The 26,290-nt window shown below is 52.1% G+C and carries 14 protein-coding genes and 1 pseudogene; 14 read left to right on the plus strand and 1 reads right to left on the minus strand.

All coding sequences use genetic code 11. The features are described 5' to 3' along the window. Positions 1-3: 3 nt before the first annotated feature. The 9 genes and pseudogenes from GCU44_RS11175 to GCU44_RS11215 form a co-directional block, all read left to right on the plus strand. Complete coding sequence (locus tag GCU44_RS11175; protein ID WP_161993925.1) at positions 4-1,683, plus strand: RagB/SusD family nutrient uptake outer membrane protein; 1,680 nt, start codon at positions 4-6, stop codon at positions 1,681-1,683. 10 nt (positions 1,684-1,693) lie between these two features. Continuing rightward, positions 1,694-3,496 carry an FAD-dependent oxidoreductase gene (locus GCU44_RS11180; protein ID WP_154856476.1) on the plus strand — a complete coding sequence of 601 codons (1,803 nt, stop codon included), beginning with the start codon at positions 1,694-1,696 and terminating at the stop codon, positions 3,494-3,496. Between the two features lie 39 nt (positions 3,497-3,535). After that, positions 3,536-5,245, plus strand: a complete 1,710-nt coding sequence (locus GCU44_RS11185) for an FAD-dependent oxidoreductase (protein WP_154856477.1) — start codon at positions 3,536-3,538, stop codon at positions 5,243-5,245. 237 nt (positions 5,246-5,482) lie between these two features. Continuing rightward, on the plus strand, positions 5,483-6,889 hold the full coding sequence (locus GCU44_RS11190) for a Gfo/Idh/MocA family protein (RefSeq protein ID WP_154856478.1): 1,407 nt from the start codon (positions 5,483-5,485) through the stop codon (positions 6,887-6,889). A gap of 69 nt (positions 6,890-6,958) precedes the next feature. Further along, positions 6,959-8,641: an FAD-dependent oxidoreductase gene (locus GCU44_RS11195; RefSeq protein WP_154856479.1), complete on the plus strand. Its 1,683-nt coding sequence runs from the start codon at positions 6,959-6,961 to the stop codon at positions 8,639-8,641. Positions 8,642-8,653: 12 nt separating this feature from the next. Further along, entirely contained in the window at positions 8,654-10,429 is a 1,776-nt protein-coding gene (locus GCU44_RS11200) for an arylsulfatase (RefSeq protein WP_154856480.1), read from the plus strand. A 12-nt stretch (positions 10,430-10,441) separates the two neighbouring features. Beyond that, positions 10,442-12,451, plus strand: a complete 2,010-nt coding sequence (locus tag GCU44_RS11205; RefSeq protein WP_154856481.1) for an FAD-dependent oxidoreductase — start codon at positions 10,442-10,444, stop codon at positions 12,449-12,451. A 193-nt stretch (positions 12,452-12,644) separates the two neighbouring features. Further along, positions 12,645-14,183 (plus strand): glycoside hydrolase, encoded by a 1,539-nt coding sequence (locus GCU44_RS11210; protein WP_154856482.1) that lies wholly within the window; start codon positions 12,645-12,647, stop codon positions 14,181-14,183. Positions 14,184-14,255: 72 nt separating this feature from the next. Then, positions 14,256-14,627, plus strand: a pseudogene (locus tag GCU44_RS11215) (DUF885 family protein); the annotation flags it as partial. Between the two features lie 190 nt (positions 14,628-14,817). Here the strand turns inward: GCU44_RS11215 and GCU44_RS11220 are convergent. Beyond that, entirely contained in the window at positions 14,818-16,236 is a 1,419-nt protein-coding gene (locus GCU44_RS11220) for a sulfatase-like hydrolase/transferase (protein ID WP_154856484.1), read from the minus strand. A 449-nt stretch (positions 16,237-16,685) separates the two neighbouring features. Between GCU44_RS11220 and GCU44_RS11225 the strand changes: the two genes are divergently transcribed. The 5 genes from GCU44_RS11225 to GCU44_RS11245 all read left to right on the plus strand — a co-directional run bounded on the left by GCU44_RS11225 (position 16,686) and on the right by GCU44_RS11245 (position 26,273). Further along, positions 16,686-20,093 carry a SusC/RagA family TonB-linked outer membrane protein gene (locus GCU44_RS11225; RefSeq protein WP_154856485.1) on the plus strand — a complete coding sequence of 1,136 codons (3,408 nt, stop codon included), beginning with the start codon at positions 16,686-16,688 and terminating at the stop codon, positions 20,091-20,093. A gap of 28 nt (positions 20,094-20,121) precedes the next feature. Next, a complete protein-coding gene (locus GCU44_RS11230) occupies positions 20,122-21,702 on the plus strand; it encodes a SusD/RagB family nutrient-binding outer membrane lipoprotein (RefSeq protein ID WP_154856486.1) in 1,581 nt (526 codons plus the stop codon). A gap of 179 nt (positions 21,703-21,881) precedes the next feature. Then, positions 21,882-23,438 (plus strand): sulfatase family protein, encoded by a 1,557-nt coding sequence (locus GCU44_RS11235; protein ID WP_154856487.1) that lies wholly within the window; start codon positions 21,882-21,884, stop codon positions 23,436-23,438. A gap of 79 nt (positions 23,439-23,517) precedes the next feature. Then, complete coding sequence (locus GCU44_RS11240) at positions 23,518-24,870, plus strand: DUF1593 domain-containing protein (protein WP_154856488.1); 1,353 nt, start codon at positions 23,518-23,520, stop codon at positions 24,868-24,870. Beyond that, on the plus strand, positions 24,867-26,273 hold the full coding sequence (locus tag GCU44_RS11245) for a hypothetical protein (protein ID WP_154856489.1): 1,407 nt from the start codon (positions 24,867-24,869) through the stop codon (positions 26,271-26,273). Before GCU44_RS11240 ends, GCU44_RS11245 begins: the two co-directional genes overlap by 4 nt. Positions 26,274-26,290 lie beyond the last annotated feature (17 nt).

The following is a 26,290-nucleotide window of genomic DNA, read 5'->3' on the forward strand; positions in this document are numbered from 1 at the left end:
CCGATGAAAAATATACGTAACTATCTACTATTAATACCTGTTCTGCTCCTTTCATTTTCCTGTGAAGATGCGTTTCTGGAGCGACTTCCCCTGGATTCTCCATCCAGTGAAACCTTCTTTGAGAACGAAACGGAACTGGAAATGGCCGTGACCGGGGTATACAACCGCCTCTGGTACTGGCCGGCAGGCGTTGCCTGGTTTTTATCCTTTGATTTTGCTTCCGATGATGGGTGGGATCGAAATGGTAGCCCCCTGCAGGCATTGGGCCGAGGCGAACAAAATGCCGATAATTCCTATACCAATGGTTTTTGGGCACACTTCTACCGGGCAATCAACCGCACCAATTTTATCACCTCGCGGGCTGATCACCTACGGGACGAAATGGATCCGGCCAAATACGACCGGCTGGTAGGAGAAGCCCGATTCATACGCGCCTATTTCTATGCCTACCTCGCGGAATTGTACGGGGATGTTCCGTTGGTAACCAGCACGCTTACCCTCGAAGAGTCGCAGACGCCACGTACCCAAAAATCAGCGGTCATTGATTTTGTTTTACAAGAACTCAATGCGATCAAACCCCACCTTCCCTTGGATGTTAGCGAAAAGGGACGAATCAGTCGGGGTACAGTACTGGCGCTTATGTCCCGCGTGGCTTTGTGGAACGAGCGATGGGATGTGGCTGCCAGCGCAGCCAAAGAATTGATCGATTCGGGAACCTACTCCGTGGATCCCAATTACGAGGGCATGTTCACGTTTGCCGGGGATAATTCTCCGGAGGTAATCACCCGAATTCAATACTTACGCGGTGTGCAGACCCATAACCTGCCTCGAAATTTCTGGTCGCGAATGGCCCTGGGCCACTCCAATAAAAAGCCACCGCAGGACTTTGTGGATACCTACGACTGCATCGACGGGTTGCCGATCGATGAATCACCGCTGTACGATCCGCTACGTCCCTTTGAAAACAGGGATCCCCGGTTGCATTATACCTTGGTGGTGCCTGGTACCCGATTGGTTAATTGGATCTATGAAACCCATCGGGATAGCACCATGACCTGGGAGTTTCGCGGAGAGGATAGCGTACGCGTACCGAATATCGAAGCCCAGCACGCTTTTGCTTCCTTTACGGGTTATTTGTACCGAAAGCACATTGATGTGGCAAACTACCCTACGGATGTGGGGTCTACCGACCAAAACCTGACCATTTTCCGGTTCGGAGAGGTCTTGTTGAATTATGCCGAAGCGAAGGTGGAATTGAATCAAATTGATGAAAGCGTATACGACGCGATCAATGCCCTGCGGCAGCGGGAGTCGGTGCAAATGCCCGCCATCGATCCCGGTAAGAGCCAGCAGGAAATGAGAAACCTGGTGCGAAAAGAAAGGCGGCACGAATTGGGCATGGAAGGCTTTCGCTATTTCGATATCCGTCGCTGGGGAATTGCCGAAGAGGTTATCCCGGGGCCTTACCGCGGTAGGGTAAACCGGTACGGCGAAGGGGGCTGGCTAAGCGAAGCACCTAGGATCGATCCCATTGGTACGCCAAGCTACGACCACATCAGCAATGTAGAAGACATGGTGGTGATCGAGACCCGTAATTTTAATCCTCAGCGGGATTACCTATGGCCCATTCCGCGAATTGAACTGGAAACGAATACCACCTTGACCCAGAATCCGGGTTATTGATCCTGTCCCCATGCACGGAATAGTCGTTGCCCTGGAATCCTGCTGCTTATCCAAGCGGTGGGATTCCATTTCTTTCAGAAAAAAGCCAAATTCCGGGATTCCCGGAACAAAAAAGGAAGCAATTCCCCTGTTGTTTTTTCTAGGTTTGTGCCTGGTCTTTTGGCATCCGAAAACGGGTTTCACACAGGATACGTACGATTTGGTAGTATATGGCGGGACCTCTGCGGGTGTCACAGCGGCCATACAGGCGGCGCGAATGGGAAAAACGGTAGCCTTGATCGAACCTGGAAATCGGCTGGGTGGATTGACTACCGGAGGCCTGGGGCAAACCGATATCGGCAACAAGCAGGCAATCGGAGGGATTGCCCGGGAATTTTACCGCAATATTTACCTGTATTACAATCAGGCAGAAAATTGGGATTGGCAAAAAAAAGAAACGTACAAAGGAGTGGCTTATTCCCGTACAGAAGATGGAGAAGAAACCATGTGGACCTTTGAGCCTTCTGCTGCCCTTCGGGTTTTTACCCAGATGCTTGAACAGGAGTCAGGGATCGTTAGTGTTTACGGCCAAAGGTTGGAGCGCACAGCAGGCGTTATTCGGGAAAACCGGCTGATTCGTGCGATCGAAATGGAGAGTGGCAGGCGCTTTCATGGAAAAGTATTCATCGATGCCAGTTACGAAGGAGACTTGTTGGCTGCTGCTGGGGTGAGTTATACTCTTGGAAGGGAGTCTAACGACCAATACGGTGAAACGCTAAACGGTGTACAGGCCAATTCCTATGGTGTCACGCTGCGGGGCAGGCTGGCAAAAAATGGACAAAACCATAATTTGCTGGCAGGCGTCGACCCGTTCCAAATACCCGGCAATCCCGATTCGGGCTTACTGCCCCACATCAGTTCCAATGGTCCGGGAGTAGACGGGATCGGAGACCGGAAGATTCAGGCCTATTGTTTTCGGATGACACTTACCGATCACCCGGATAACCGCATTCCCTTTGAAAAACCGGCTTCCTACGACGAGTCCCACTACGAATTGCTTTTCCGGAATTACGAGGCGGCGAGCGATCTGGAAACCATGTACGATTACGGAGTACCGTACCTTCCCTGGGCCAATTCGGCCATGCCCAATCGAAAAACCGATACCAACAACAAACACGGATTTTCAACCGATTTTATTGGCCAAAATTATGGTTACCCGGAGGGAAGCTATGATGAACGGGAAAAGATCAAGGAAGCACACCGAGCCTACCAAAAGGGCTTGATGTGGACCCTGGCCTACCACCCCAGAATTCCGGAAAGGGTTCGCAAGGAGGTCTCGCGCTGGGGTACCTGTAAAGATGAATTTAGTCGGGCGGACGGCTGGCCGGAACAATTGTACATCCGGGAAGCCCGCCGAATGCTGGCTGATGTGGTGATGACCCAACGGCATTGCGAAGGCCTTGACGTAGTGGAGGATCCCATCGGGCTGGCGGCGTATGGGATGGATTCCCATCACGTGCAGCGGTACGTGGATGCAAATGGCTTTGTCAGGAACGAAGGGAATGTGGAGGGAGGGGTGCCCGGCCCCTATCCCATTAGCTACCGGGCCATTGTTCCCAAAAGAGGAGAGGTGGAAAACCTGTTGGTGCCTGTTTGCCTAAGCGCCACGCACATCGCCTTTGGTTCGATTCGCATGGAACCGGTATTTATGGTCCTGGGTCAGTCTGCTGGAATGGCAGCGGCTTTGGCCATCAATCGCGACCTTGCCGTTCAGGATTTGCCCTACGCACAATTAAAATCAGCATTAATCGCTCATAAACAACGGTTGGAATAGGAAAAAATCCCTAAATTCAATCACATAAATTAAAGAAGCATGAAAAACTATTTATTAACGATATACTTCGTTTTTTCAGTCCTGACCCTGCAACCGGCTCAGGCACAAGGCCAATCGTTTGACATTGTCATCTACGGAGGGACCTCCGCAGGTGTAGCCGCCGCCATCCAAAGTTCCCGCATGGGCAAATCAGTCATTCTGATTGAGCCCTCTGCCCACGTCGGTGGACTCACCACAGGCGGCCTTGGGGCTACCGATATTGGAAACAAACAGGCCATCGGCGGCATTTCCAGGGAGTTTTATCAGGGGATCAAACGGTACTACGACAACCCGGACAACTGGACCTGGCAGGAACGGTCCGACTACTTTACCCGTCCGGACCAGGGCAGGTCCAAAGAGGGAGAAGATGCCATGTGGACCTTCGAACCCTCCGCAGCCAAAGCCGTGTACGAAGAGATGATGGCCGCTGAAACCATTACCCTGGTTACCGAAAAGCGGCTTAATCGTGCTACCGGAGTGGCCCTACAAAACAACCGCATCGTAGCCATCACCATGGAAAGTGGGGAAACCTATCGGGGAAAGGTTTTTCTCGATGCTACCTACGAAGGCGACTTGCTGGCAGCGGCAGGGGTGAGTTACATGGTTGGAAGGGAAGCCAATAGCGAATTTGGTGAAACACTCAATGGCGTTCAAGCCAATTACTACAACCGGACCCTGAAAAATGCGGTCTCCCGCAATGCCATTCACCACAATTTTATCCCCGGTGTGGATCCCTATGTAGAAAAAGGTAATCCCTCCAGTGGCTTGCTTCCCTTCGTCATTAAAGGCGGTCCGGGTATCGACGGAACCGCAGACAATAAGCTACAGGCCTATTGCTACCGCATGACCCTTACCGATCATCCGGATAACCGGATTCCCTTTGAGAAGCCCGCCAACTACAAGGAACTGGAATACGAGTTGCTGTTCAGAAATTACGAGGCAGCCACTGGCCCGCTGGAGGAAATGTACCACTACGGAGACCCCCTCGTGCCCTGGATCAATACCCCCATGCCCAATAGAAAAACGGATACCAATAACCAAAAAGGATTTTCTACCGATTTTGTCGGTCAAAATCACGGTTTTGCCGATGCGAGTTACGAAGAGCGGGAGGCCATCGCTCAGCGCCACCTGGAATACCAGCAAGGGTTGATGTGGACACTGGCCTACCATCCCCGCATTCCCCAAAAAGTACGAGATGTGGTTTCCAAATGGGGGATGGCCAAAGACGAATTTGAACAACGTGAGGGCTGGACACCCCAACTGTACATCCGCGAGGCGCGAAGGATGCGCAGCGATTACGTGGTTACCCAGCGGGATTGTGAAGGCCTGGAGCCTCCCGTAAGCGATGTGGTAGGGTTGGCAGCCTACGGCATGGATTCCCACATGGTACAGCGGTACGTGGACCACAATGGGTACGTGCAGAATGAAGGCAACTTTGAGGCCCATGTGCCAGAACCCTACCCCATTCCTTACCGCGCCATTGTACCCAAAAAAGGGGAGACGGAAAATTTACTGGTACCCGTATGCGTGAGTTCCACCCATGTGGCCTTCGGGTCCATCCGTATGGAACCGGTATTCATGGTGCTGGGGCAATCCGCCGCCACCGCTGCCTCACTGGCCATCGATAGGAACGTATCCGTTCAGGAGCTGGATTATCAGGTATTGGGCGCCAAACTGAAAGCCGATGGACAAATTCTGGAACACCGGTAAGCACGTTGGGGGCGCATCTTGGCCGGTGTATTGAACCTGGGTGACATGCGGCATCGCTGCTTCCCTCCAGCAAAAATGACATTCGTTGGCAGGCGAGAGTCTTGTTTACTACCTAATCAATAAAATCGAGCCCGCCTGAGGCCGAGCGGACGATGGCTGTGACCTACTAAAGAATGATCCCCTATCGGCGCATGCTCCCGTACCTATAAAAAGTCGAAAAAAATAATCGCTGAACGCATGAAACCAAACAAAAACCGCAGGTCATTTCTTAAAAAAATCGGTACGTCTGCGGCGCTTGCCGCCGGAGTTCCACCGGCAATGTCTGCCGGCCGGAACCGACCCGGTAGCCCCCAATACCTGAGTATTCCCGCTAAAAACAAATCATTCGCCCCTAATGACATCATTCGGATCGCGGTCATTGGCAGCGGTGGTATGGGAATCGGCGATGTCAATACGGCGCTACTCGTGGACGGGGTAGAAGTGGTGGCTGCCTGCGATTTGTACGATGGCCGCCTGCTTCGGGCAAAGGAACTATGGGGCAAGGATTTGTTTACTACCAAAGATTACCGGGAAATTCTGCAGCGGCCGGATATCGATGCCGTGATCAACGCCACCACCGACCACTGGCACCAGAAAATATGCCTGGATGCGATGGAAAGCGGCAAACACGTCTATTGCGAAAAGCCCATGGTTCAAAAATCCGAAGACGGTCATGCGATCATTGCCATGCAAAAAAAGACCGGTAAGGTTTTTCAGGTAGGCAGTCAATACGTGAGTTCCATCATTCATGCCAAGGCAAAGGAATTGATTGAGGCGGGGGAAATCGGAGCGATTAATTTTGCCGAAGCCCAAATAGACCGGCATAGCGCCCGGGGAGCCTGGCAATACACCCTTCCCCTGGATGCTTCACCGGAGACTGTGGACTGGGACACGTACCTGGGTTCGGCTCCCAAAAGGCCCTGGGATCCGCTTCGTTTTTTCCGCTGGCGAAACTACCGGGACTACGGGACCGGAGTGGCCGGAGACCTGTACGTACACATGCTATCCATGCTCCATTTTGTCACCGGCTCCAAGGGCCCCAACCGGATATTGGCCACCGGAGGACTTCGGTACTGGAAAGACGGCAGGGATGTTCCGGACCTGCATGTGGGCTTATTCGATTACCCCGAAACCCCGGAACATCCGGCCTTTAACCTGGCATTGCGAACCAATCTGGTCAGTGGGGGAGGAGATAATTTTCTGTTTCGAATCGTGGGATCGGAAGGAGACATCTCCATTGGATTTTCCGGGCTCGTGCTACGAAAAACCCCCTTTCCTGCCGACCCAGGCATGTCCCTCAACAGTTTTCCGGAGGCCATGCAGGAAGCCATTAAGGCCGATCATTACAAAAAATATCCCCAAAAAGCTTCCCTGGTTGGGCCTTCGGTCTTTGAATTCAAGGTACCTGCTGATTACAAAGGGGACCGGTACGAACACTTTGTCAACTTCTTTGACTCCATCCGAACCGGCAAACCGGTCGTGGAAGATGCGGTGTTTGGGTTGCGGGCTTCCGGGCCTACCGAAGCCGGAAATATCAGTTATTTCGAAAAGAAAATCGTTGGCTGGGATCCGGAAAAAATGGAAATACGGCCAAATGCGTCCTAAGCAAAAAAAAACAGAGCAAGCAAGATACCATCATAACATAATCAACACGCACGTTAAATCTTATTTCGTATGATCCAGTTAAACCGAATTAAACATGCCCTGCTGGCCCTCATCCTGCTGCCCGTTTTGGTAGCTTGTGGCCCCGACCAAGAGCAGGAAGAGATCACCGATGTAATCGTCTATGGCGGTACTTCTGGTGCCATTACAGCGGCCATTCAAGCAAAAAAAATGGGGAAATCCGTGATCGTCGTTTCCCCAGATACACACCTGGGCGGGCTGACCGCAGGGGGACTGGGATGGACGGATACCGGTAAAAAGGAAGTCATCGGTGGCCTTTCCCGAGAGTTTTACCAGCGCGTCTACGACAAGTACCAGGAAGAAGGTGCCTGGAAATGGGAGGACCGGGAGGATTTTGGAAACAAAGGCCAGGGTACGCCGGCCATAGACGGTGCGTTTCGCACGATGTGGATATTTGAACCCCATGTGGCCGAAGAAGTCTACGACGAATGGGTGGAGGAGTTGGGAATTGAGGTACTCAGAGACGAATGGCTGGACCGCGAAAACGGCGTCACCGTTGAAGAAGGGAAAATCACCGCGATCCGCACCCTGAGTGGAAAGGAATTTACCGGGAAAATGTTTATCGATGCAACCTACGAAGGGGATCTGATGGCCGCCGCTGGGGTGAGTTACCATGTCGGAAGGGAGGCCAATAGCGTATACGGTGAAGAGTGGAACGGCGTGCAAACAGGCGTCTACCACCACAAACACCATTTTAAGGTATTGGACCAGCCCATCGATCCGTATTGGATTCCCGGAGATCCTTCCTCCGGACTCTTGCCGAGGATAAGTGCCGAGGACCCGGGCGTAAAGGGCGAAGGCGATAACAAAGTGCAAGCCTATTGCTTCCGTACTTGCATGTCCAACCATCCGGATAACCGGGTACCCTTCCCCCGACCAGCGAATTACGATTCCACCCAGTACGAATTATTGGTTCGGATTTTTGATGCCGGCTGGAGGGAGTGGTTTGGGAAATTTGATATGATTCCCAATCGGAAAACCGATACCAATAATCACGGACCCTTTAGTTCGGACAACATCGGCATGAACTACGACTATCCCGAGGCAAGTTACGAACGCAGAAAGGAGATCATCAAGGAACACGAGGACTACCAAAAAGGACTGCTGTATTTTGTAGCAAACGATCCTCGGGTGCCGAAAGAAACGCAGGAGGAATTTCAGAAATGGGGATTAGCCAAAGATGAGTTTACCGATAACGGCAACTGGCCGCATCAGATTTATGTTCGCGAAGCACGGCGCATGATCGGATCCTACGTCATGACCGAAAACGAATTGCTGCAGAAAAAGCCAACCCCCGAATCCGTGGGCATGGGTTCGTATACCATCGATTCCCATAACATACAGCGCTATGTGGATGAAAACGGCCACGTGCACAACGAAGGGGATATCGGCGTACCCCTGCCGCAACCGTACGAGATCGCATACGGATCGCTCGTTCCCAAGAAAGAAGAAATTGAGAATTTGGTGGTTCCCGTAGCGGTTTCCGCCAGCCATATCGCATTTGGCTCTATTCGCATGGAGCCCGTATTTATGATATTGGGTCAGTCAGCAGCCACCGCCGCGGTCATGGCCATGGAGCAGGGAATTCCCGTGCAGGACCTGCCCTATGCCGAGCTGCGAACGCGCCTGCTTGCCGACGGGCAGGTACTGACCCTGGAAGACCGTATACAATAAACCAGCTTGCGAATGCATCGATTGATAGCGTATCTTTTTTTGCTGGTTTTTGGTGGAGCGCTGCTGCCCGCTTGTCAGCAGGCAGCCCCGGAGCGCCCACCAAACCTGCTGGTAATCCTGACCGACGATCAGGGATGGGGAGACTTGAGTTACTCCGGTAATCCCCATCTTTCTACACCAGCTATCGATGCGCTTGCCCGGCAGGGCGTAAGTTTCGATCGGTTTTACGTGTCGCCGGTGTGTTCGCCTACCCGGGCGGAAATGCTGACGGGGCGGTACCACCTGAGAGGAGGGGTAAGGGGAACCTCCGCCGGAGAGGAGCGACTGGACCTGGACGAAACCACTTTTGTGGAACTGTTTCAGCAGGCGGGATACGCCACGGCTGCCTTTGGCAAATGGCATAACGGCATGCAGCATCCCTACCATCCCAATTCCAGAGGATTTGACACCTTTTATGGTTTCTGTTCCGGACATTGGGGGGATTACTTCAGCCCCCCATTGGAAGAAAACGGCATCCCCGTTCAAGGAAAGGGCTACCTGCCGGATGATCTGACCGATAAGGCCATGGACTTTATGCATGCGCATCGGGACGAACCCTTTTTGGTTTATTTACCGCTGAATACGCCCCATTCTCCCATGCAGGTTCCGGATTCCTGGTGGGAACGTTTCGAAAACAAACCGCTGGATAGCCTGGTAGCCGGAGAAGATCCGGACTTTACACGGGCTGCTCTGGCCATGTGTGAAAACATCGATTGGAATGTCGGCCGTCTGCTGGAAAAGCTGGAAAACCTGGGACTTACCGAAAATACGCTGGTGGTTTATTTTACCGATAACGGACCCAATAGCTTTCGCTGGAACGGAGGCATGAAGGGTAGAAAAGGCTCCACAGACGAGGGAGGCGTGCGGAGCCCCTTCTTTATGCAATGGAAAGGCCACATTCCGGAAGGGAAAGTGATCCCCCAAATTGCCGGAGCCATCGATTTGTTTCCCACTTTTCTGGATATGGCGGGCCTCACCCATTCCGGCGAAAAGCCGCTGGACGGCAAAAGCCTGAAGCCGCTGATTATGGAGGAAGACCCCTCCTGGACTGACCGGATGATTTTCAGCCACTGGAATGGAAACAGCAGCTTGCGCACGCAAAAGTACCGGTTGGATAAGGACGGGAACCTGTTCGACATGGAATCCGATCCTGGTCAGCAGCAACCGGTTCAGGATCAGTACCCCGAAGTAGCCGAAAATCTCCGGGAAGCACTGGTTGAATGGGAAATGGCGATGGTGGAAGAACAGGCGAAAGATCCGGAAAACCGCCCTTTTACCCTGGGCGCACCGCAGGCGCCACTGACACAGTTGCCCGCACGAGATGGCATGGCCCACGGGTCGATCCAACGATCCAACCGTTTTCCCAACGATTCCTTTTTCACCCATTGGGTCAGTCTGGAAGACAGCATTACCTGGGAGGTCGAGGTCCTGGAAGCAGGCGACTACCGGGTGGAGGCGTACTACACCTGCCCGAAGGGAGATGTGGGTGCCGAAATTCGCCTACAGGCAGGGACAACCCACCTGGATGCTCGGGTAAAGGAAGCACACGACCCTCCCCTTGAGGGCATGGAAAACGACCGGATCGACCGGATGGAGTCCTATGTGAAAGAATTCAAGCCCATGCACTTGGGCAGCATTTCATTGAAGAAAGGTATACAAACGATCAGCCTGAAAGCCCTGCGAATTCCAGGAAATCAGGTGATGGACGTACAAAAATTGCTAGTCAAACCTGTTGAAATAACCCAATAAACGTAAACGAATATGAAACGAAACATGCTCCTTTGGGCTTGCCTGGTTGGGATGCTCCTGTCTTCCTGCAAGGAAGCAAATGAATCCAATGAAACCTACGATTTGGTCGTGTACGGGGCTACGTCCTCCGGTGTGATTGCGGCCTATACTGCCAAAACCATGGGAAAATCCGTGTTGCTGGTAGAGCCGAGCCAACACTTGGGCGGCCTAACCACCGGGGGCCTCGGGTATACGGATATCGGCAACAAATATGCCGTCACGGGACTTTCCCGGGATTTTTACCGAAGATTGGGCGATCATTATGGGAAATTCGAACAGTGGATATTTGAACCCAGCGTGGCCAAAAAGACCTTTCAGGACTACCTGGATGAGGTGGGAATTGAGGTGCAGTACGGATGGAGAATAGACGCTGCAACGAAAGAGGAGGGTTGGATTACCGAAATTCGTTTGGAAAATGCGGCGGATCCCTCCGGGGCAAAACGGTCCGTTTCCGGAAAGATGTTTATCGATGCTACCTACGAGGGAGACCTGATGGCCCGGGCTGGTGTTTCCTACACCATCGGTAGGGAACCCAACGATCAGTACGGCGAAACGTATAACGGCGTACAATTAATGACCGGTCATCAGTTTCCCGACGGCGTTGACCCCTACCAAACTCCCGGGGATCCTTCGAGTGGCCTGCTTTGGGGGATTAGTGAGGATGCGTTGGAACCAGATGGTACCGGCGACGATAAAATCCAGGCCTATAACTACCGCATTTGCCTGACCAATGATCCGGCAAACCGCATAGAAATCACTGAACCCGAAGGCTACGACCCTTCCATGTTCGATTTATTGGTGCGGCTCTTTGAGGCACAACCCGATCGGCGCAGCCTTGGCAATTACTTTATCTGGAGCCGTATGCCAAATAGCAAAACGGACATCAACAACCGGGGCGGCTTTTCCACCGATATGATTGGTATGAACCACGATTACCCGGAGGCAGATTATGCAACCCGTCAGGAAATCATCGATGCGCACACCCACTACACCCAATCCCTGCTCTATTTTTACAAAACAGATCCCCGTGTACCAACGGAGCTACAGGAGCAGATACAGGAATGGGGCTACCCCAAAGACGAGTACGTGGACAATGGACACTGGACTCCCCAACTCTATGTGCGAGAAGTCAGGCGCATGGTCGGAGAATACGTTATGACGCAGGCCAATTGCGTGGGAGAAGCGGTAGTGGACGATGGCGTTGGCATGGCGGCCTACACCATGGACTCCCACAATATTCAGCGGATTGTGATCGAAAAGGAGGGCAAAAAGATGGTCAAAAATGAAGGAAACGTGGAAATAGGCGGATTTGGTCCGTATCCCATTGCCTACCGTTCCCTTATTCCCAAATCGGACGATGCAAAAAACCTGCTGGTGCCCGTAGCGCTGTCCGCCAGTCATATTGCCTACGGGTCCATCCGCATGGAGCCGGTATTTATGGTGTTGGGACAGTCGGCAGCCGTAGCTGCCAGTATGGCCATTGACGGAGGACAGGCGGTTCAGGAAGTAGATGTACCGGCCCTTCAGGAAGAACTCAAGACGAATCCGCTGGCGGATGGTAGTACGGCGGATATTCTGGTGGACAACGACGATTTGGCACAGGTGAGCCTGGTAGGAAATTGGGAAAAGATGAGTAGGGGAGGGTATGGCCCCAGTTTTTTAGTTGCAGGTAGTGCCGGTAATAATTCCGTCCGGTTTCGCCCCACCATCAGGGATGAAGGAAAATATGGCGTATACGTATATTTTTCCCGGGTAGCCGAGGCCAGTTCTCAAACCCATATCGTATTGGGAGATGGATTTGAGGAACACGAAATGGTGATCAAGGAAGAGGATATCCGGGTAGAGGGGCAGACTTCCGGCGAATGGGTGCATTTGGGAGATTATGATTTTAAGCCCAATACCTCACCTTTTGTAGAAGTCTCCAACAAAAATGCCGATGGCAATGTGGTAGCCGATGCCGTTTTGTGGGTGCCGGTAAGGTGAGGCTTCGACAGGCTCAGCCTAAACGCTTCGACAGGCTCAACCTAAACGCTTCGACAGGCCCAGCCTAGGCGCTACGGCAGGATCAGTGGGATCACCAGCGGTGGTTCGTTTTGGGCCGGTATCTGAAGCGATTGCAATCCGTAGGTTGATTGGTATCGTGGAAAAATGAGATACCATTTAAAATGCTAACTGTATGTCAAAATTGGTCTTTTTCTTCGTGTTTGTGCTTAATACGGGTTGCCTGTGCGGGCAGGCACCGGATCCGGACATGCTTACGCTAAGGGTCGACCCGCAAATCAGCTATCAGACCATTGATCATTTTGGCGCCTCTGATGCCTGGTCCGGGCAGTTTGTGGGCAACTGGCCCGAACACAAAAAAAACGCCATTGCCGATTGGCTGTTTAGCAAAGAGGTGGACGCTGCGGGAGATCCCTTAGGTATCGGCCTTTCCATGTGGCGGATGAACCTGGGCGCAGGAAGTGCCGGGCAAGGAGCGGAAAGCGGGATAAAAGATCCCTGGAGAAGGGCACCCTCCTTTGTGGACCAACGTGGGAATTTCGATAAAGAGGGGCAAAAAGGGCAATTGTGGCTGGCCCAGGCAGCGAAGCAACGACACGTGGAATACCTGCTGACCTTTTTAAACAGTCCCCCTGTTTGGCTGACCCGGAATGGTAAAGCTTTTGCGGATAGTGGTACCCAGTCTAACCTGGCCCCGGGAAATTATGGTGCCTTTGCCGATTTTATGGTCGCTTCCCTCACGGGCCTCCAAGAGGAAGGGCTATCCGTGGATTTCATCAGCCCGGTGAACGAACCTCAATGGGACTGGGACGATGGCGGGCAGGAAGGGACGCCCTATTGGAACCACGAAATCGCTGGTATTGTAAGATACCTAAATGCAGCATTGGAGGATAGCGGCCTGCCTACCAAGATCGATATTGCCGAAGCAGGCCAAATCGAGTACCTGTATGAGGAACATAATCGCCCTGGTAGGTCCAATCAGATCGTAGAATTCTTTGGTAGCAGCAGCCCTAATTTTCTAGGAGATCTGAGCCACGTGAGTCAGGCGATCTCCGGTCACAGCTATTTTACCACGTCCCCTTTCCAAAAAGCCGTCGAGCAAAGGGAAGTATTGGCAGCGGCTATTCGGCAAGTGCCGGGGCTGAACTACTGGATGTCGGAATACTGCATCCTCGGAGGGAATAACGGGGAAATCTCCGGCAATAAGAAGGATTTGGGCATGGCCCCTGCCCTGTACATGGCCCAGGTGATTCATAACGATCTGGTCGTGGCAAACGCCTCTGCCTGGCACTGGTGGCTGGCCATTTCTCCGTACGATTACAAAGACGGATTGGTATATATTTCCAAGAAAGAAGCCGACGGGGAATTGGAAGACAGTAAGATGCTCTGGACCCTCGGAAACTACAGCCGTTTTATCCGACCCGGGTACCAGCGGGTTTCCGCCAGGCTGCATGGGGATCAATCTGGGGATGGGGATTTGCTGGCTTCGGCGTATCGGGATCCCAAGTCGGGTAATCTGGTCATGGTGTTGGTAAACGCTACTTCTGTAGCAGCAACAATAGCCGTACGGGTACTTGGTGGAGAATCGGGTGAAAAATGGACGGCTTACCTGACGGACCCGGACCATGATTTGGCCTTCGGGGAAATTTCTTCCATTGAAGAACTGCTTGTTCCTGCCCGCTCCGTACTTACGCTTACCAATGGCTCTTACTAAACCTGATGGGAAACGATTTTATGAGGTTTAACCGCAAGGTTCGGTACCTACCAGAGAAATGGGGGGTATGAAAATCCGTATTGCGACTTTGGTCGCCTGGTCAACCAAATCTGGCGGGCCATCTGTCTGGTGGTAGATACAGGGCTGCATGCCAAAGGGTGGACGGAAGAAGAGGCTATCCGCTATTTTTCGGAAAATTCCGTCATTTCTGAGGGGGCGATCAGAGCCGAATTGCGCCGATACATGGTGATTCCCGGGCAGGCCACCGGCTATAAAATTGGGATGCTAAAAATTCAGGAACTGCGTGCATTGGCTGAACAGGAACTGGGCGAGCAATTTGACCTTGCCGGTTTCCACGATACGATTTTGGGTGGGGGAGCCCTCCCTCTGGGGATTTTGGAAGCGGAGGTAAAGCGGTGGATTGCCAGGGTGAAAGGATCCTAGATCCTGCCTTTTTTCCTTCAGGCGCTGAGGATTTTTCACTAGCTTTCGAGGTCTATGCTACCTTGAAAGTGTTCGTCTTGGACCTGCGATACCAGCACGTTCGGGAAACGACTACCGGAGAGTGAAAGGCCCGATAGCTTTTGCATTTCCGCACATCGGAAATTCCCCGATCTCCCCGAAAGAAAAACGCTTACGGTTTTTTATCCATTTCCTTTTCCCAGGCATCTCGCGCCCGGATTAGTTCCCGGACCAACTGCGGATGGTCCGGCTTTAAATCCCTTGTTTCAGACAGGTCTCTCTCGAGGTTGTAGAGTGCGAGGGAGCCCTTTTCCCGGTCTTCCAGTAGTTTCCAGGGACCTTTTCTTACGGCAATGGCTTCTGGCGTCCGCCAAAACAGGGTTCGCTCCGGCATGACTTTTCCCGAAAGCAAAACCGAAAGAAAGCTTTGTCCATCCAAGCAGTCGACTCCCTCGGGATCCGGAAGGGGCTGATCGGTCAAGTCGAGAAAGGTTGGCAGCAGGTCGAACGAGGCTAGCGTTGCCTTAGAGCGACTACCGGCCCTAATCTTCCCGGGCCACCAGGCGATGCTGGGTACCCGGTGTCCTCCTTCGTACAAATCGGCCTTTTCTCCGCGAAGCACGCCGTTGGAACCCACAGCAGGCCAGGTATCTCCCTGGTAACTCAGGTACTGTCCGTTGTCGGCGGTGAAAAAAATCAGGGTGTTTCGGTCCAGTCCCTCGGCTTTGAGGTAGGCAAGGAGTTTGCCAACGTTGCGGTCCAGTGTTTCGATCATCGCCACCAAAGCATCTGGTATTTCAGCGGGCGCGTGGGGCCCTAATTTGCTTGCCGGGCCGGGTTGGCTGGAGGTATAATCGGTACCTTCCTTTCGCGTTTCCAAGTGCCCGTCATCCGGGGATTGCCAGGGGAAGTGCACACCCAAATGGGCCAGGTAGAGAAAAAATGGCTGGTTTTTGTGTTTTTCGATGAATTGAATCCCGTTGTCGGTGATCACATCCGTGGTGTAGCCTTTCTGAAAGCTTAGCTCTTCGTTGTGCCACCAATCCGGATACCCGTGACGGTCCATTTTGGTGAAGTAGTCGCCGTCGCCAGAGGTTAGTCCTCTGAACTCATCAAATCCGAAATGAAGGGGGTTGGCGCTGGGGTGGTTTCCCAAGTGCCATTTGCCAAAAAAAGCGGTCGCGTAACCGACCCGCTTCAGGTAGTCGGCCATGGTCGGCGAGGAATACAATCCGTCTCCGGCGATCCCTTTGATCGCGCCCACTCCTTTTTTCTGCCAATCTCCAGGTAGGGGATCTTCTATGCCAGCTCGTTGCTGGTACCTTCCGGTCAACAGGGCCGCCCGGGTAGGCGAACACATGGCCCCGTTGCTGTGAAAGTCGGTAAACAGCATCCCTTCGGCCGCCAGCCGATTGAGATGGGGTGTTTGGGCTTTCCCACCAAAAAATCCACCCAAATCGCCATATCCCAGGTCATCCGCCAAAATAACGATAATATTAGGCGCAGCAGGTAGGGAAGTACGGTCTTGGGCCTGTATCCCCAAGCCAACCAGGGTAAGGCAAATCGAAGCAATTATACGGTAAATGTGCATGTACACGAATCGATTTTTTTATACTACGCGCGCAGGTACCCAATGGGCTATTGGCGGCGGGTATACCGCATGGTTTGCTATTCCTAACTACAGAAAATCGAATCGTCATGCGCTTGTCGAAACGACAAGTTCAGGACACGAAGCGCTTCCCGAGCGCAATAGAAATCGGTAAAAAATGGACCAGGTACGGATTTTCACTTGAATTTTAAAAAAAAGTTTGTTAACAAAATAAAAAATTTAATTAACTACTGGATTTTGTTTAAAAAAATTGTGTAATTGACACCTTAATAGATTCTACTAAACCATCGTTACACGTAAAATTAGGTATTGCCTATGGGAAAAATGGCTTGACAATCGTTGCCGATTGTCCAATCAACAAAATTTTAGTTAAAAGTTTATCCAAATGTTCAGGCATTGCCGAGGCGTACCTGGACCTGACCCATCAACAAATGAAAAATGAGAAAAAACTACTAGTAAACTCCGTTGGAATAAAAAGGAACGTATTCTTTTTGTTTCAGGGAATCGTGCTGGCCTGTGTGTTAGCAACACAGGCATTGGCTGCTACCAATCCGGCAGCGCCTGCAGCATTTGAAGCGGCTGCCGATGAACTGGATATCCGGGTATCGGGTACCGTTACCGATGAAAACGATGCACCCATGCCGGGTGTAACCATTACCGTACAGGGAGCCTCCATGGGTACGGTTTCCGATATAGAAGGGAAATACAGCCTGAATGCCCCGGATAATGCCACCCTGGTGTTTTCCTTTATCGGTTTTAAAACCCAAACCATTCAGGTAGGAAACCGCAGTACCATTGATGTCACCATGCAGGAAGACGTGGGAAGCCTAGACGAGTTTGTGGTCACTTCCCTTGGGGTACCCCGGGAACAACGCGCCCTGGGCTACGCAACCACTACTATTAAATCCGACGAACTTGTAAAGGTAGGTACACCCAACCTGGCTACGGCCTTGTATGGTAAAGCTCCGGGTGTTCGGATTCAGGCCGGCGCTGGTGGTGCCACCTCAGCGGTAAACATCACCATTCGGGGGATCAACTCCATCACCGGAAGAAACCAACCGCTAATTATTCTGGACGGGGTACCCATCCGGAACGAAGAGGTAACCAATAATAACTATTGGGGCGACCAACGTTTGCGAGGAAATGGCCTGCTGGACATCAATCCGGAGGACATTGCCGATATATCCATCCTGAAAGGGGCATCTGCGGCCGCCCTATACGGATCCGAAGCGGTAAACGGTGTGGTGTTGATTACCACCAAAAAAGGTACCTCCAAAGGGTTTACCGTTGACTTCAACGCAAATTATGCACAGGATCGGATTGCGTACCTACCACGGTATCAGAACGTAAGAGGCCCGGGTGCTCCCCAGCACGTACAGGCGCTAAGCTTTGCAAACAACGGCGTGAACGAAGACGGCTTCTTTATTTACGAGGACGGTTCCCGCGGACTTGCCAACACAAATATTAACTACGGTCCGCGATTTGATGGGCAGCCGGCTAGAGCCTGGGATGGGGAAATGAGACCCTATGTGGCGCAGGAAGACAATTACGCTGCCCTGTTCAACAACCCCATCAGTTCGCAGGTAAACGTAGCCATATCCAATTCCACAGATGTAGCCGATTTCCGGGTTTCACTGACCCGTCAGGACAACGAGGCGCTGAGTTTGAATTCCAAAAACAGCAAAAACATCGCCAATTTGAACGCTACTTTCCGCGTGTCTAAAAAGGTGCGTACGGACGTAATGGTAAACTATATCAACCAATACACGGCCAACCGGCCCTATTCCGTAGACCGATTGATCAACAATTTTGGTGGGATGATGACCCGCTTCGATAACGGTGCCTGGTACCTGGACAAATACAAGACCAGCCTGGGATACCGCTTCGTGACAGGAAATGGACAAAGCCTGACGCCCGATGAAAACATCACCTTTAACGGGTTTCAGGGAGCCATCGGCGATTATGTCTGGCGGGTAAACGAGCACCGGGCATCGGAGTTGAGCAACCGGGTCATTGGTAGCATTACCAATTTCATTGACTTTACAGACGAACTAACACTACGCGCCAGGATTTCTACGGATTTTACGTACAGGTCTAGCGAGAATGAAACATCAACGACCCGGCCTCTGGCTTTCGGTCCTTCCGGAGGGTTTAGCATGTCAAACGAGACGTTTAATATCTTGTACGGGGATCTATTGCTTACCTACCGCAAGCAATTGACGGATGATTTCACCTTCAGTGCCATGGCTGGCTACACCGCCAATAAGGAGAGTTTTTCCTCGATCTCCCGAGGTACCAATGGTGGCTTGAGTTCGGAAAACCTCTTTGATATTGTTGCTTCGGTAAACATTCCCAACAACGGTTCCAGAAGAACCTCACGGGTGATCGATGCCGCACTAGGTACCGTAAACCTGGACTACAAAGGCATCTGGTTTGTCGAAGGTACCGTTCGTCGGGACCGTACCTCGACCATGAACCCGGACAATAACTCCTTTGTGTATCCTTCTGCCAACACCAGCTTTATCCTGTCGGATGCCGTGGACCTGCCAAGTTTCGTAAGTTTTGCCAAACTGCGTGGATCCTGGGGTATCGTGGGTAACTATCCGGACGTATACCGTGCCAATATCGCCTACAACCAAAATACGCTGGGCGTACAGCAGCCGGGTGGTGCCCCTGTTCTGTTTACGAATATCCCCAGCAGTTTTGGAAACGATGGCATTCGTCCGGAGCAAAAGCACGAATTTGAAGTTGGATTGGACAGTAGGTTCCTCGCCGGTCGGTTAAATCTGGAGTTCTCCTACTACAATGCACAGATTCGGGACCAAATTCTGCCTCTTACTCTGCCGGCTACGTCCGGAGCCAATTCCGTTTTAGCGAACATCGGTACACTGCGGAACAAAGGAATCGAAATTGCCTTGAACGGTACCCTGTACCAGGCACGTGGATTGACCTGGATGGCAGGCGTTAATTTTGCCCGCAACATGAACGTGGTAGAAAAACTCGCGAACAATGCTACCGAATTGCTACACGCCGATTACGATGGCAATGCAGCACAGCTACGTTCCGTAGTCGGGCGGCCCATGGGTGATTTCTTTGCCCGTCCCGTAGAGACCAATGCGAATGGAGAAAAGATCGTACAGCCAAACGGCATGTATAAAATCGACGCCAACAACTGGATTCTTGCGGGCAATGCCATGCCAAAAGCGGTGGGTGGTGTCTTCAATAATTTGGCTTATAAAAACTTCTCCCTGGATATCATGGCGGATTTCCAGATCGGTGGACACGTGATGCCTACCGGTATCAACTGGATGATCAGTAGGGGATTGACCGAAGAAAGTTTGAAGTACATGGATGCCGAAAGCGGTGGATTGGCCTATTACCTCAATGCAGAGGGTCAGGGTGTACAAACTTCCAGCCCTCAGGGACCCAACGGAGAGACCGTATACAACGATGGTATGCTTATGGAAGGTGTGACCGCAGATGGAAACCCCAATACCAACGTGATTTCTCAAGCCATGTATTACCAGCGAACGTACAACTGGGGTGGTCCACAATACAGCCAGGCCAGATACGAACTGTATATCAAGGAAAATACTTACATGAAATTGCGGGAACTCTCCCTGGGCTATCAGGTTCCTGCTACTTTTGCTCAGAAATTGGGAGCTACCAGCATCAACGTTTCTGCCTTTGGACGAAACTTGTTTTTCTTCTACCGAAACATCAAGGATCTGGATCCGGAAGTGTTGACGGGAGGTTCTCGTTGGGCACAGACGCTGACCAGCGCGGGAACGAATCCGGCCACACGTACCGTAGGTTTAATGCTTAGGGCCAGGTTCTAAGCGAATACGAATAAAAAATAAGCGCAATATGAAAAATAAACTAGTCATACTGACCCTGGCACTGCTTACCAGCCTCGCCAGCTGTCAGTATTCCGAATTTGAGGAAAACTACACCGATCCTTCCAAGGTTTCGGAGACCTCTGTAGAGAAGCAATTTACCGGTTTTATGATTGCAAACCGGACGTACGTACTTCCCAGTTACTGGAATTATTTCGTGGTTTTGCGTATCACACTTAACCGGTATACGCAGGCCGTCGGATGGGCAAACGAGGAGAATCAATACGTACCCGGATCGGCCGCCATCAACGACCGATGGAACAACTATTACCAGTTTCTGGCCCAGTACCGGGAGTTGGAAAAGGTATATGCCGAACTGACCGATGTTCAAAAGCAGAATAACCGGGTGTACATGATTGCAGCGGCAACCTATCTGTACGACCACACCCAGAAAATCGTGGACTTGCACGGCGCCATTCCCTTCTCCGAAGCGGGGATGTTGAGTACCAACGGCGGTGACTTTGGTAAATCCTATCCGGGTTACGACGAACCCCAGGCCATCTACACCAAGATGCTGGATGATTTGGCCGGATTTGCCGATGAGCTGCGCACCATGACCATCAACCCGGGCATTTTGACCGGTTTTCGTACTCAGGACCTGATTAACCGGGGGGATATCGACATGTGGTTGAAATACATCAACTCGCTACGCCTGCGCATGCTGACCCGGGTAAGTGGAACATCGGAATTTTCCTCCCGTGCGACCGCCGAGATCAATGCGATTCTGTCGAATCCTACCAACTATCCCATCGTGGCTTCCAATGCGGATAACATCACCTTCCGAAAGCACGAATTGGGAACCCTCATCGGAGCCAATGATTTTCAAACTGGCTTGGAAGATTGGAACGGTAACGTAGCAGGAAAGGTAATTTTGGAGCACATGCTCACCAACGACGATCCCCGACTTACCTATGTATTTGAGCCGGGTGAAGCAGCCGAAGGAGAATACATCGGACTGGATCCGTTTTTGAGTGCCTCCGTGCAGACCGAATTGATCGGTTCCAATACGGTGGCCATTTACAACCGCTCGACGCTAAGCCGAAACCAGTACTTTCCCGGAATGCTGATCAATTCCAGTCAGGTACATTTTATGGCGGCAGAGCATTACCTTAAGGCTGGACAGGATGCACAGGCCAGAGCCCATTACGAGACAGGCATACGCGAGTCCGTGCATTATTACGACATGCTTCGCGGCATGAGTAATAATAACATTTCTCCCGAGCCTACCGCTCCCACGGATGCCGCCATCGATGCGTACCTTGCCGATGCGGATATTAGCTGGGATGGTGCCACAGACATGACCGAAAAGATGAAGCGAATCGCACAGCAGCGATGGCTGCACTTTAACGTGGTGCAACCCAATGAGAACTGGGCCGAAATGCGACGTGTGGATGAATTTGAACTGGAATTCTGGGAAGACAGCTCCAACCAGCAACGCCTTCCTCCCAACCGATGGATTTATCCAGGATCGGAAGCCACGTATAACCTGGAGAATTACCAGCGCGTACAGGCGAACGATAACCTGACCACCCCACTTTTCTGGGATAATTAATTGCGGATTATCGCAGGCAATGCCTGTTTGAAAAGGGCATCCACCGGGTGCCCTTTTTTTTTACCCTGGGGCCATCAATAGCTCCGGCTGGAAAATCAGCGGAGCCTTACGGAGGGAATTGACAAAAATTCTCTATCTTGGTTTGAAAATTTTCTTCACCAATAACCGATATTCCGTTCATGGCTCGATTCCCAATTGCAGTAACCCTGATTTTCAGCTGTATTTTCACTTTTTTTTCCAGCTGTTCCTCCGAAAAGAACGAGGAGCAAACCCTCCCAAAAAAGCCCAATATCATTGTTATTTACATGGATGACCTGGGATATGGGGACATGAGTGCTTACGAGGCCGGTAGCCTGGAAACCCCGAACATGGATTTTTTGGCAAATGGAGGGATGAAATTCACGAAGGCCTACGCTTCCTCTGCTACCTGTACGCCCAGTCGCTATGCCTTGCTTACCGGAACCTATCCCTGGCGTAACGAAAATGCCAAAATCTTGCCAGGAACAGCTCCGCTACTTATTGGCACGGACGAGTTGACGCTCCCGAAAATGTTGAAAAAACAGGGCTATACCACGGCCGTGGTGGGTAAATGGCACCTGGGTTTGGGTACCGGCCAGGTAAATTGGAACGAACCGATCAGCCCGGGACCAAATGAAGTGGGCTTTGATTATTCCTACATCATGGCGGCCACCCAGGATCGGGTGCCCACCGTTTACCTGGAAAACGGACTGGTTCAGGGCCTGGACCCCAACGATCCCATTGAAGTGAGCTATAGCGAAAACTTCGAAGGAGAACCTACAGGAAAGGATAACCCCGAGCTGCTAACCATGAATTGGCATCACGGGCACAATAACAGCATCGTCAACGGGATCCCCCGCATTGGTTATATGAAAGGCGGGGAGAAAGCCCGATGGGTGGACGAAGACATGGCCGATCATTTTCTGGAAAAAGCCAGTGCGTACGTACGGGAAGATCGGGAAGAACCATTCTTTTTGTACTATGCCTTTCAGCAACCCCATGTGCCGCGTACACCTCACCCACGGTTTGTCGGCAAGTCTGGCATGGGGCCCAGGGGAGATGTGATTTTGGAAGCCGATTGGTGTATCGGACAGTTTATGGAAACCCTGGAGGAAGCGGGATTGCTGGAGAATACCCTGGTGATTTTTAGCAGTGACAACGGTCCGGTGTTAAACGACGGTTATTACGATGAGGCCGTGGAAAAACTAGGTGACCATACGCCTTGGGGACCGTTTCGAGGAGGAAAATACAGTTTGTTTGAAGCAGGCACACGCCTGCCCTTTATTACCTACTGGAAAGGGACCATCGCGCCGGGAGAGTCCGATGCATTGGTCAGCCAATTGGATTTGTTGAATTCTCTGGCCGCCTTGACGGGCAGTTCCGAACGCAGTGCGGATGGAAAGGACCTAATGCATACCTTTCTCGGAAAGTCAGAGCAGGGTAGGGAATCCCTGGTGCTGGAAGCAACCACGCGTACCGCTTTCCGGCAGGGAGACTGGGTGCTCATTCCCCCCTATGGTGGTCCGGCGGTAAATACCCAGGTAAACATCGAACTGGGAAACGATACTGATTTTCAATTGTATGATTTGAGTCGGGATAAGGGACAGCAAGAAAACCTGGCCGAGTCACACCCCGAAAAGTTGAAAGCCCTATTGAAGGATTTCATTGCGATCCGGGGCGAAGGCTTTGTGAATACGGAGGCCCTGGAATTGAAATAGAACCTGCGAAGGGGCCTGATTGGCGAATGGCGCCGTTTCTTTTAAAATTCGACGTTTACCCGTAAAAGAAATAAACGAGATGAAAGGATATACCGATGTACTGCTTGGATTGCTAGCCGCTTGCTTTTTGTTGCCGGGCAACGGCATGTGCCAGGAGAAACCCCAGGTAATCGTATTGACGGATATTGGAGGAGATACCGACGACGAGCAAAGCCTGACGCGTTTTTTGTATTACGCGGATCATTTTGATATCCTGGCGCTATGTGCCTCGAGTAGGATGGGACACGGGCAGGACATTCGACCTGAGATCATTCGGGCGCAGCTGGACGCCTATGGAGAAATTTATCCCAACCTGCGCTTGCATTCGGATGATTTCCCTCATCCGGACTCGCTTTTTTCCCGGGTTCGGGAAGGTCTGGGCAATTCCAAAGACCTTGGGGAGGGGTTTGATAGCGATGCCTCGGAAGCCATCATCGACCTGGTCGACCGGTCCGATGCGTTGGTTCATATCCCGATTTGGGGTGGTTCGCGGGAACTAGCGCAGGCCCTTTGGCGGGTGAAACAAAGCCGTTCGCCGGAGGCGGTGGATGCCTTCTGCCAAAAAATTCAGGTGCATGCCATCGGGGACCAGGACGGGCACCGGGAGTACCTGATCCGGGAGTTTAAGGCGCTAAACGTTATTGCTAATGGTTTTGCCTGGCAGGGTTTTACGGGTATTCGGGAATTATCCGCTTTTCGGGGCATGTACATGACCGGCGATCAAAGCATGCAGGACGGAGACTGGGTACGGGCGAATATCCACGGAAACGGCCCGCTTAGCGAGCGCTATCAATTGCACGGGCATGGGACAAACGGGATGAAAGAAGGAGATAGCCCCTCCTTTCTGGGCTTACTTGCCAACGGGCTGAATGTACCCGACCAACCGGAATGGGGAGGCTGGGGAGGCCGGTACCGCCGATTGCGCGGTAATCTTTACATAGACGCCCCGGATTTCCTGGACGGCACCCTCAACGAACGCCACTCGGTGGCACGCTGGCGCAAGGCGTTTCAATCCGATTTTATGGCGCGCGTGCAATGGGCGCATCGTTCCTACGGAGAAGCAAATCACAACCCAGTAGTGGTAGTGAACGGGCATGCCGGTACCGAACCGGTACTTGTTTCTGCGAACGCAGGGGAGCTTATACGGCTGGAGACGGAGGGAACCTACGACCCGGACGGGCAGGAGCTGGCGTTCCACTGGTGGGTGTACGAGGAAATTTACCGTCCCGATGCAGACCTTCAAATGGTATACGAAGCAGCCGGTACGGCGGTGACACTGACCATGCCAGACCTGGCTCCGGAGCAGGCCATTCACCTGATTCTTGAAGTGCGGGATACTGGCAGCCCCTCCCTGACTGCCTATAAGCGCATACGTCTAATTTCCTCGGAATGAAAACAGGTTGCACAACTTTGTACGTATTTCTTGCTTTTCTGGCGGCGGCCTGCGAGTCGGTACCGGCTGAGCGATCGGAAGCCGAAGCGTCTTCCGGAATCCGGCCCTGGGCAGCGAACCCGGCCTATTGGGAATACCGGGGCGAACCGGTACTTCTACTGGGAGCGACGGATAACGATAATTTGTTTCAGAACCTCCACCTGAAATCCCACCTGGACAGTCTGCATGCGGTGGGAGGAAACTATATCCGTAATACCATGAGCGATCGGGATCCGGGAGACCTACGCGCTTTCGCCCGAAACGGGGAGGGCAAATACGATTTGAATACCTGGAACGATGCCTATTGGCGGCAATTTGACAGCCTGCTGCGGTGGACGGCCGAACGGGATATCGTTGTACAAATTGAAATTTGGGACCGCTTTGATCACTCCCGGGATAATTGGCGAACGGATCCCTACCACCCGGCAAATAATACCAACTACACCTACGAAAGTGCCCGATTGGATAGCTTGTATCCCAATCACCCCGGCGCCAACGAACAGCCCTTTTTTTATACGGTTCCAGCCCTGGATCACAATCCGGAGTTATTGGCCTACCAGGAATCGTTTGTGCGAAAACTCCTAACGCATTCCCTGCCCTATGACCACGTGTTGTACTGCATCGACAACGAAACCAAAGGGGAAGACGCGTGGGCGCTGTATTGGGCCGCGTTTTTAAAAAAAGAAGCCGGGGAAAAGGAAATCATGGTCACCCAAATGTGGGACGATTGGGATATCACCTCTGCCATGCATCGGCGAACACTCGATCGACCGGACACCTTCTCCTACATCGACCTGTCCCAAAACAGCCACAATACCGGGCAACAAAACTGGGACAAGGCTCGGGCCATCTTTGAGTACATCGAACCCAATCCCAGGCCAGTCAACGGTACCAAAATTTATGGCAGTAGTACCAGCTCCTGGGTGAACCGGGGAATTGATGGCAGGCACGCGGTAGAAACGTTCTTTCGCAATATCCTTGGCGGATTTGCATCGAGCCGCTTTCATCGTCCGCCATCCGGTCTGGGGCTCTCGATTCCCTCCATGCGGGCCATCGCGTCGGTAAGAAAAGTGGAGGAAAAAGTACGGTTTTGGGAAATGCAGCCACGCATGGACCTGCTTGCTGACCGGGAGGAAAACGAGGCCTACTGTGCCGCCAACGAGGGAAGGTATTACCTGATTTATTTTCCAGAAGAGGGAGAAGTGCTAGTGGATATTTCCGCCATGGGCGGAACCGGCGTACTTCATTGGCTTTCGGTACGCGACGCAAAATGGCTGTCGGCCAGCAATATTTCCGAAAATGAAACCCTCACATTAAAGAGTCCGGTACGAAATGGCAGCATTGCGCTGCTCGTAAAAAAATAACTGCGAACAAGGCAGCA

Origin of the sequence: Cyclobacterium xiamenense, from assembly GCF_009467825.1 — a bacterium.
Classification (GTDB): Bacteria; Bacteroidota; Bacteroidia; order Cytophagales; family Cyclobacteriaceae; genus Cyclobacterium; species Cyclobacterium xiamenense.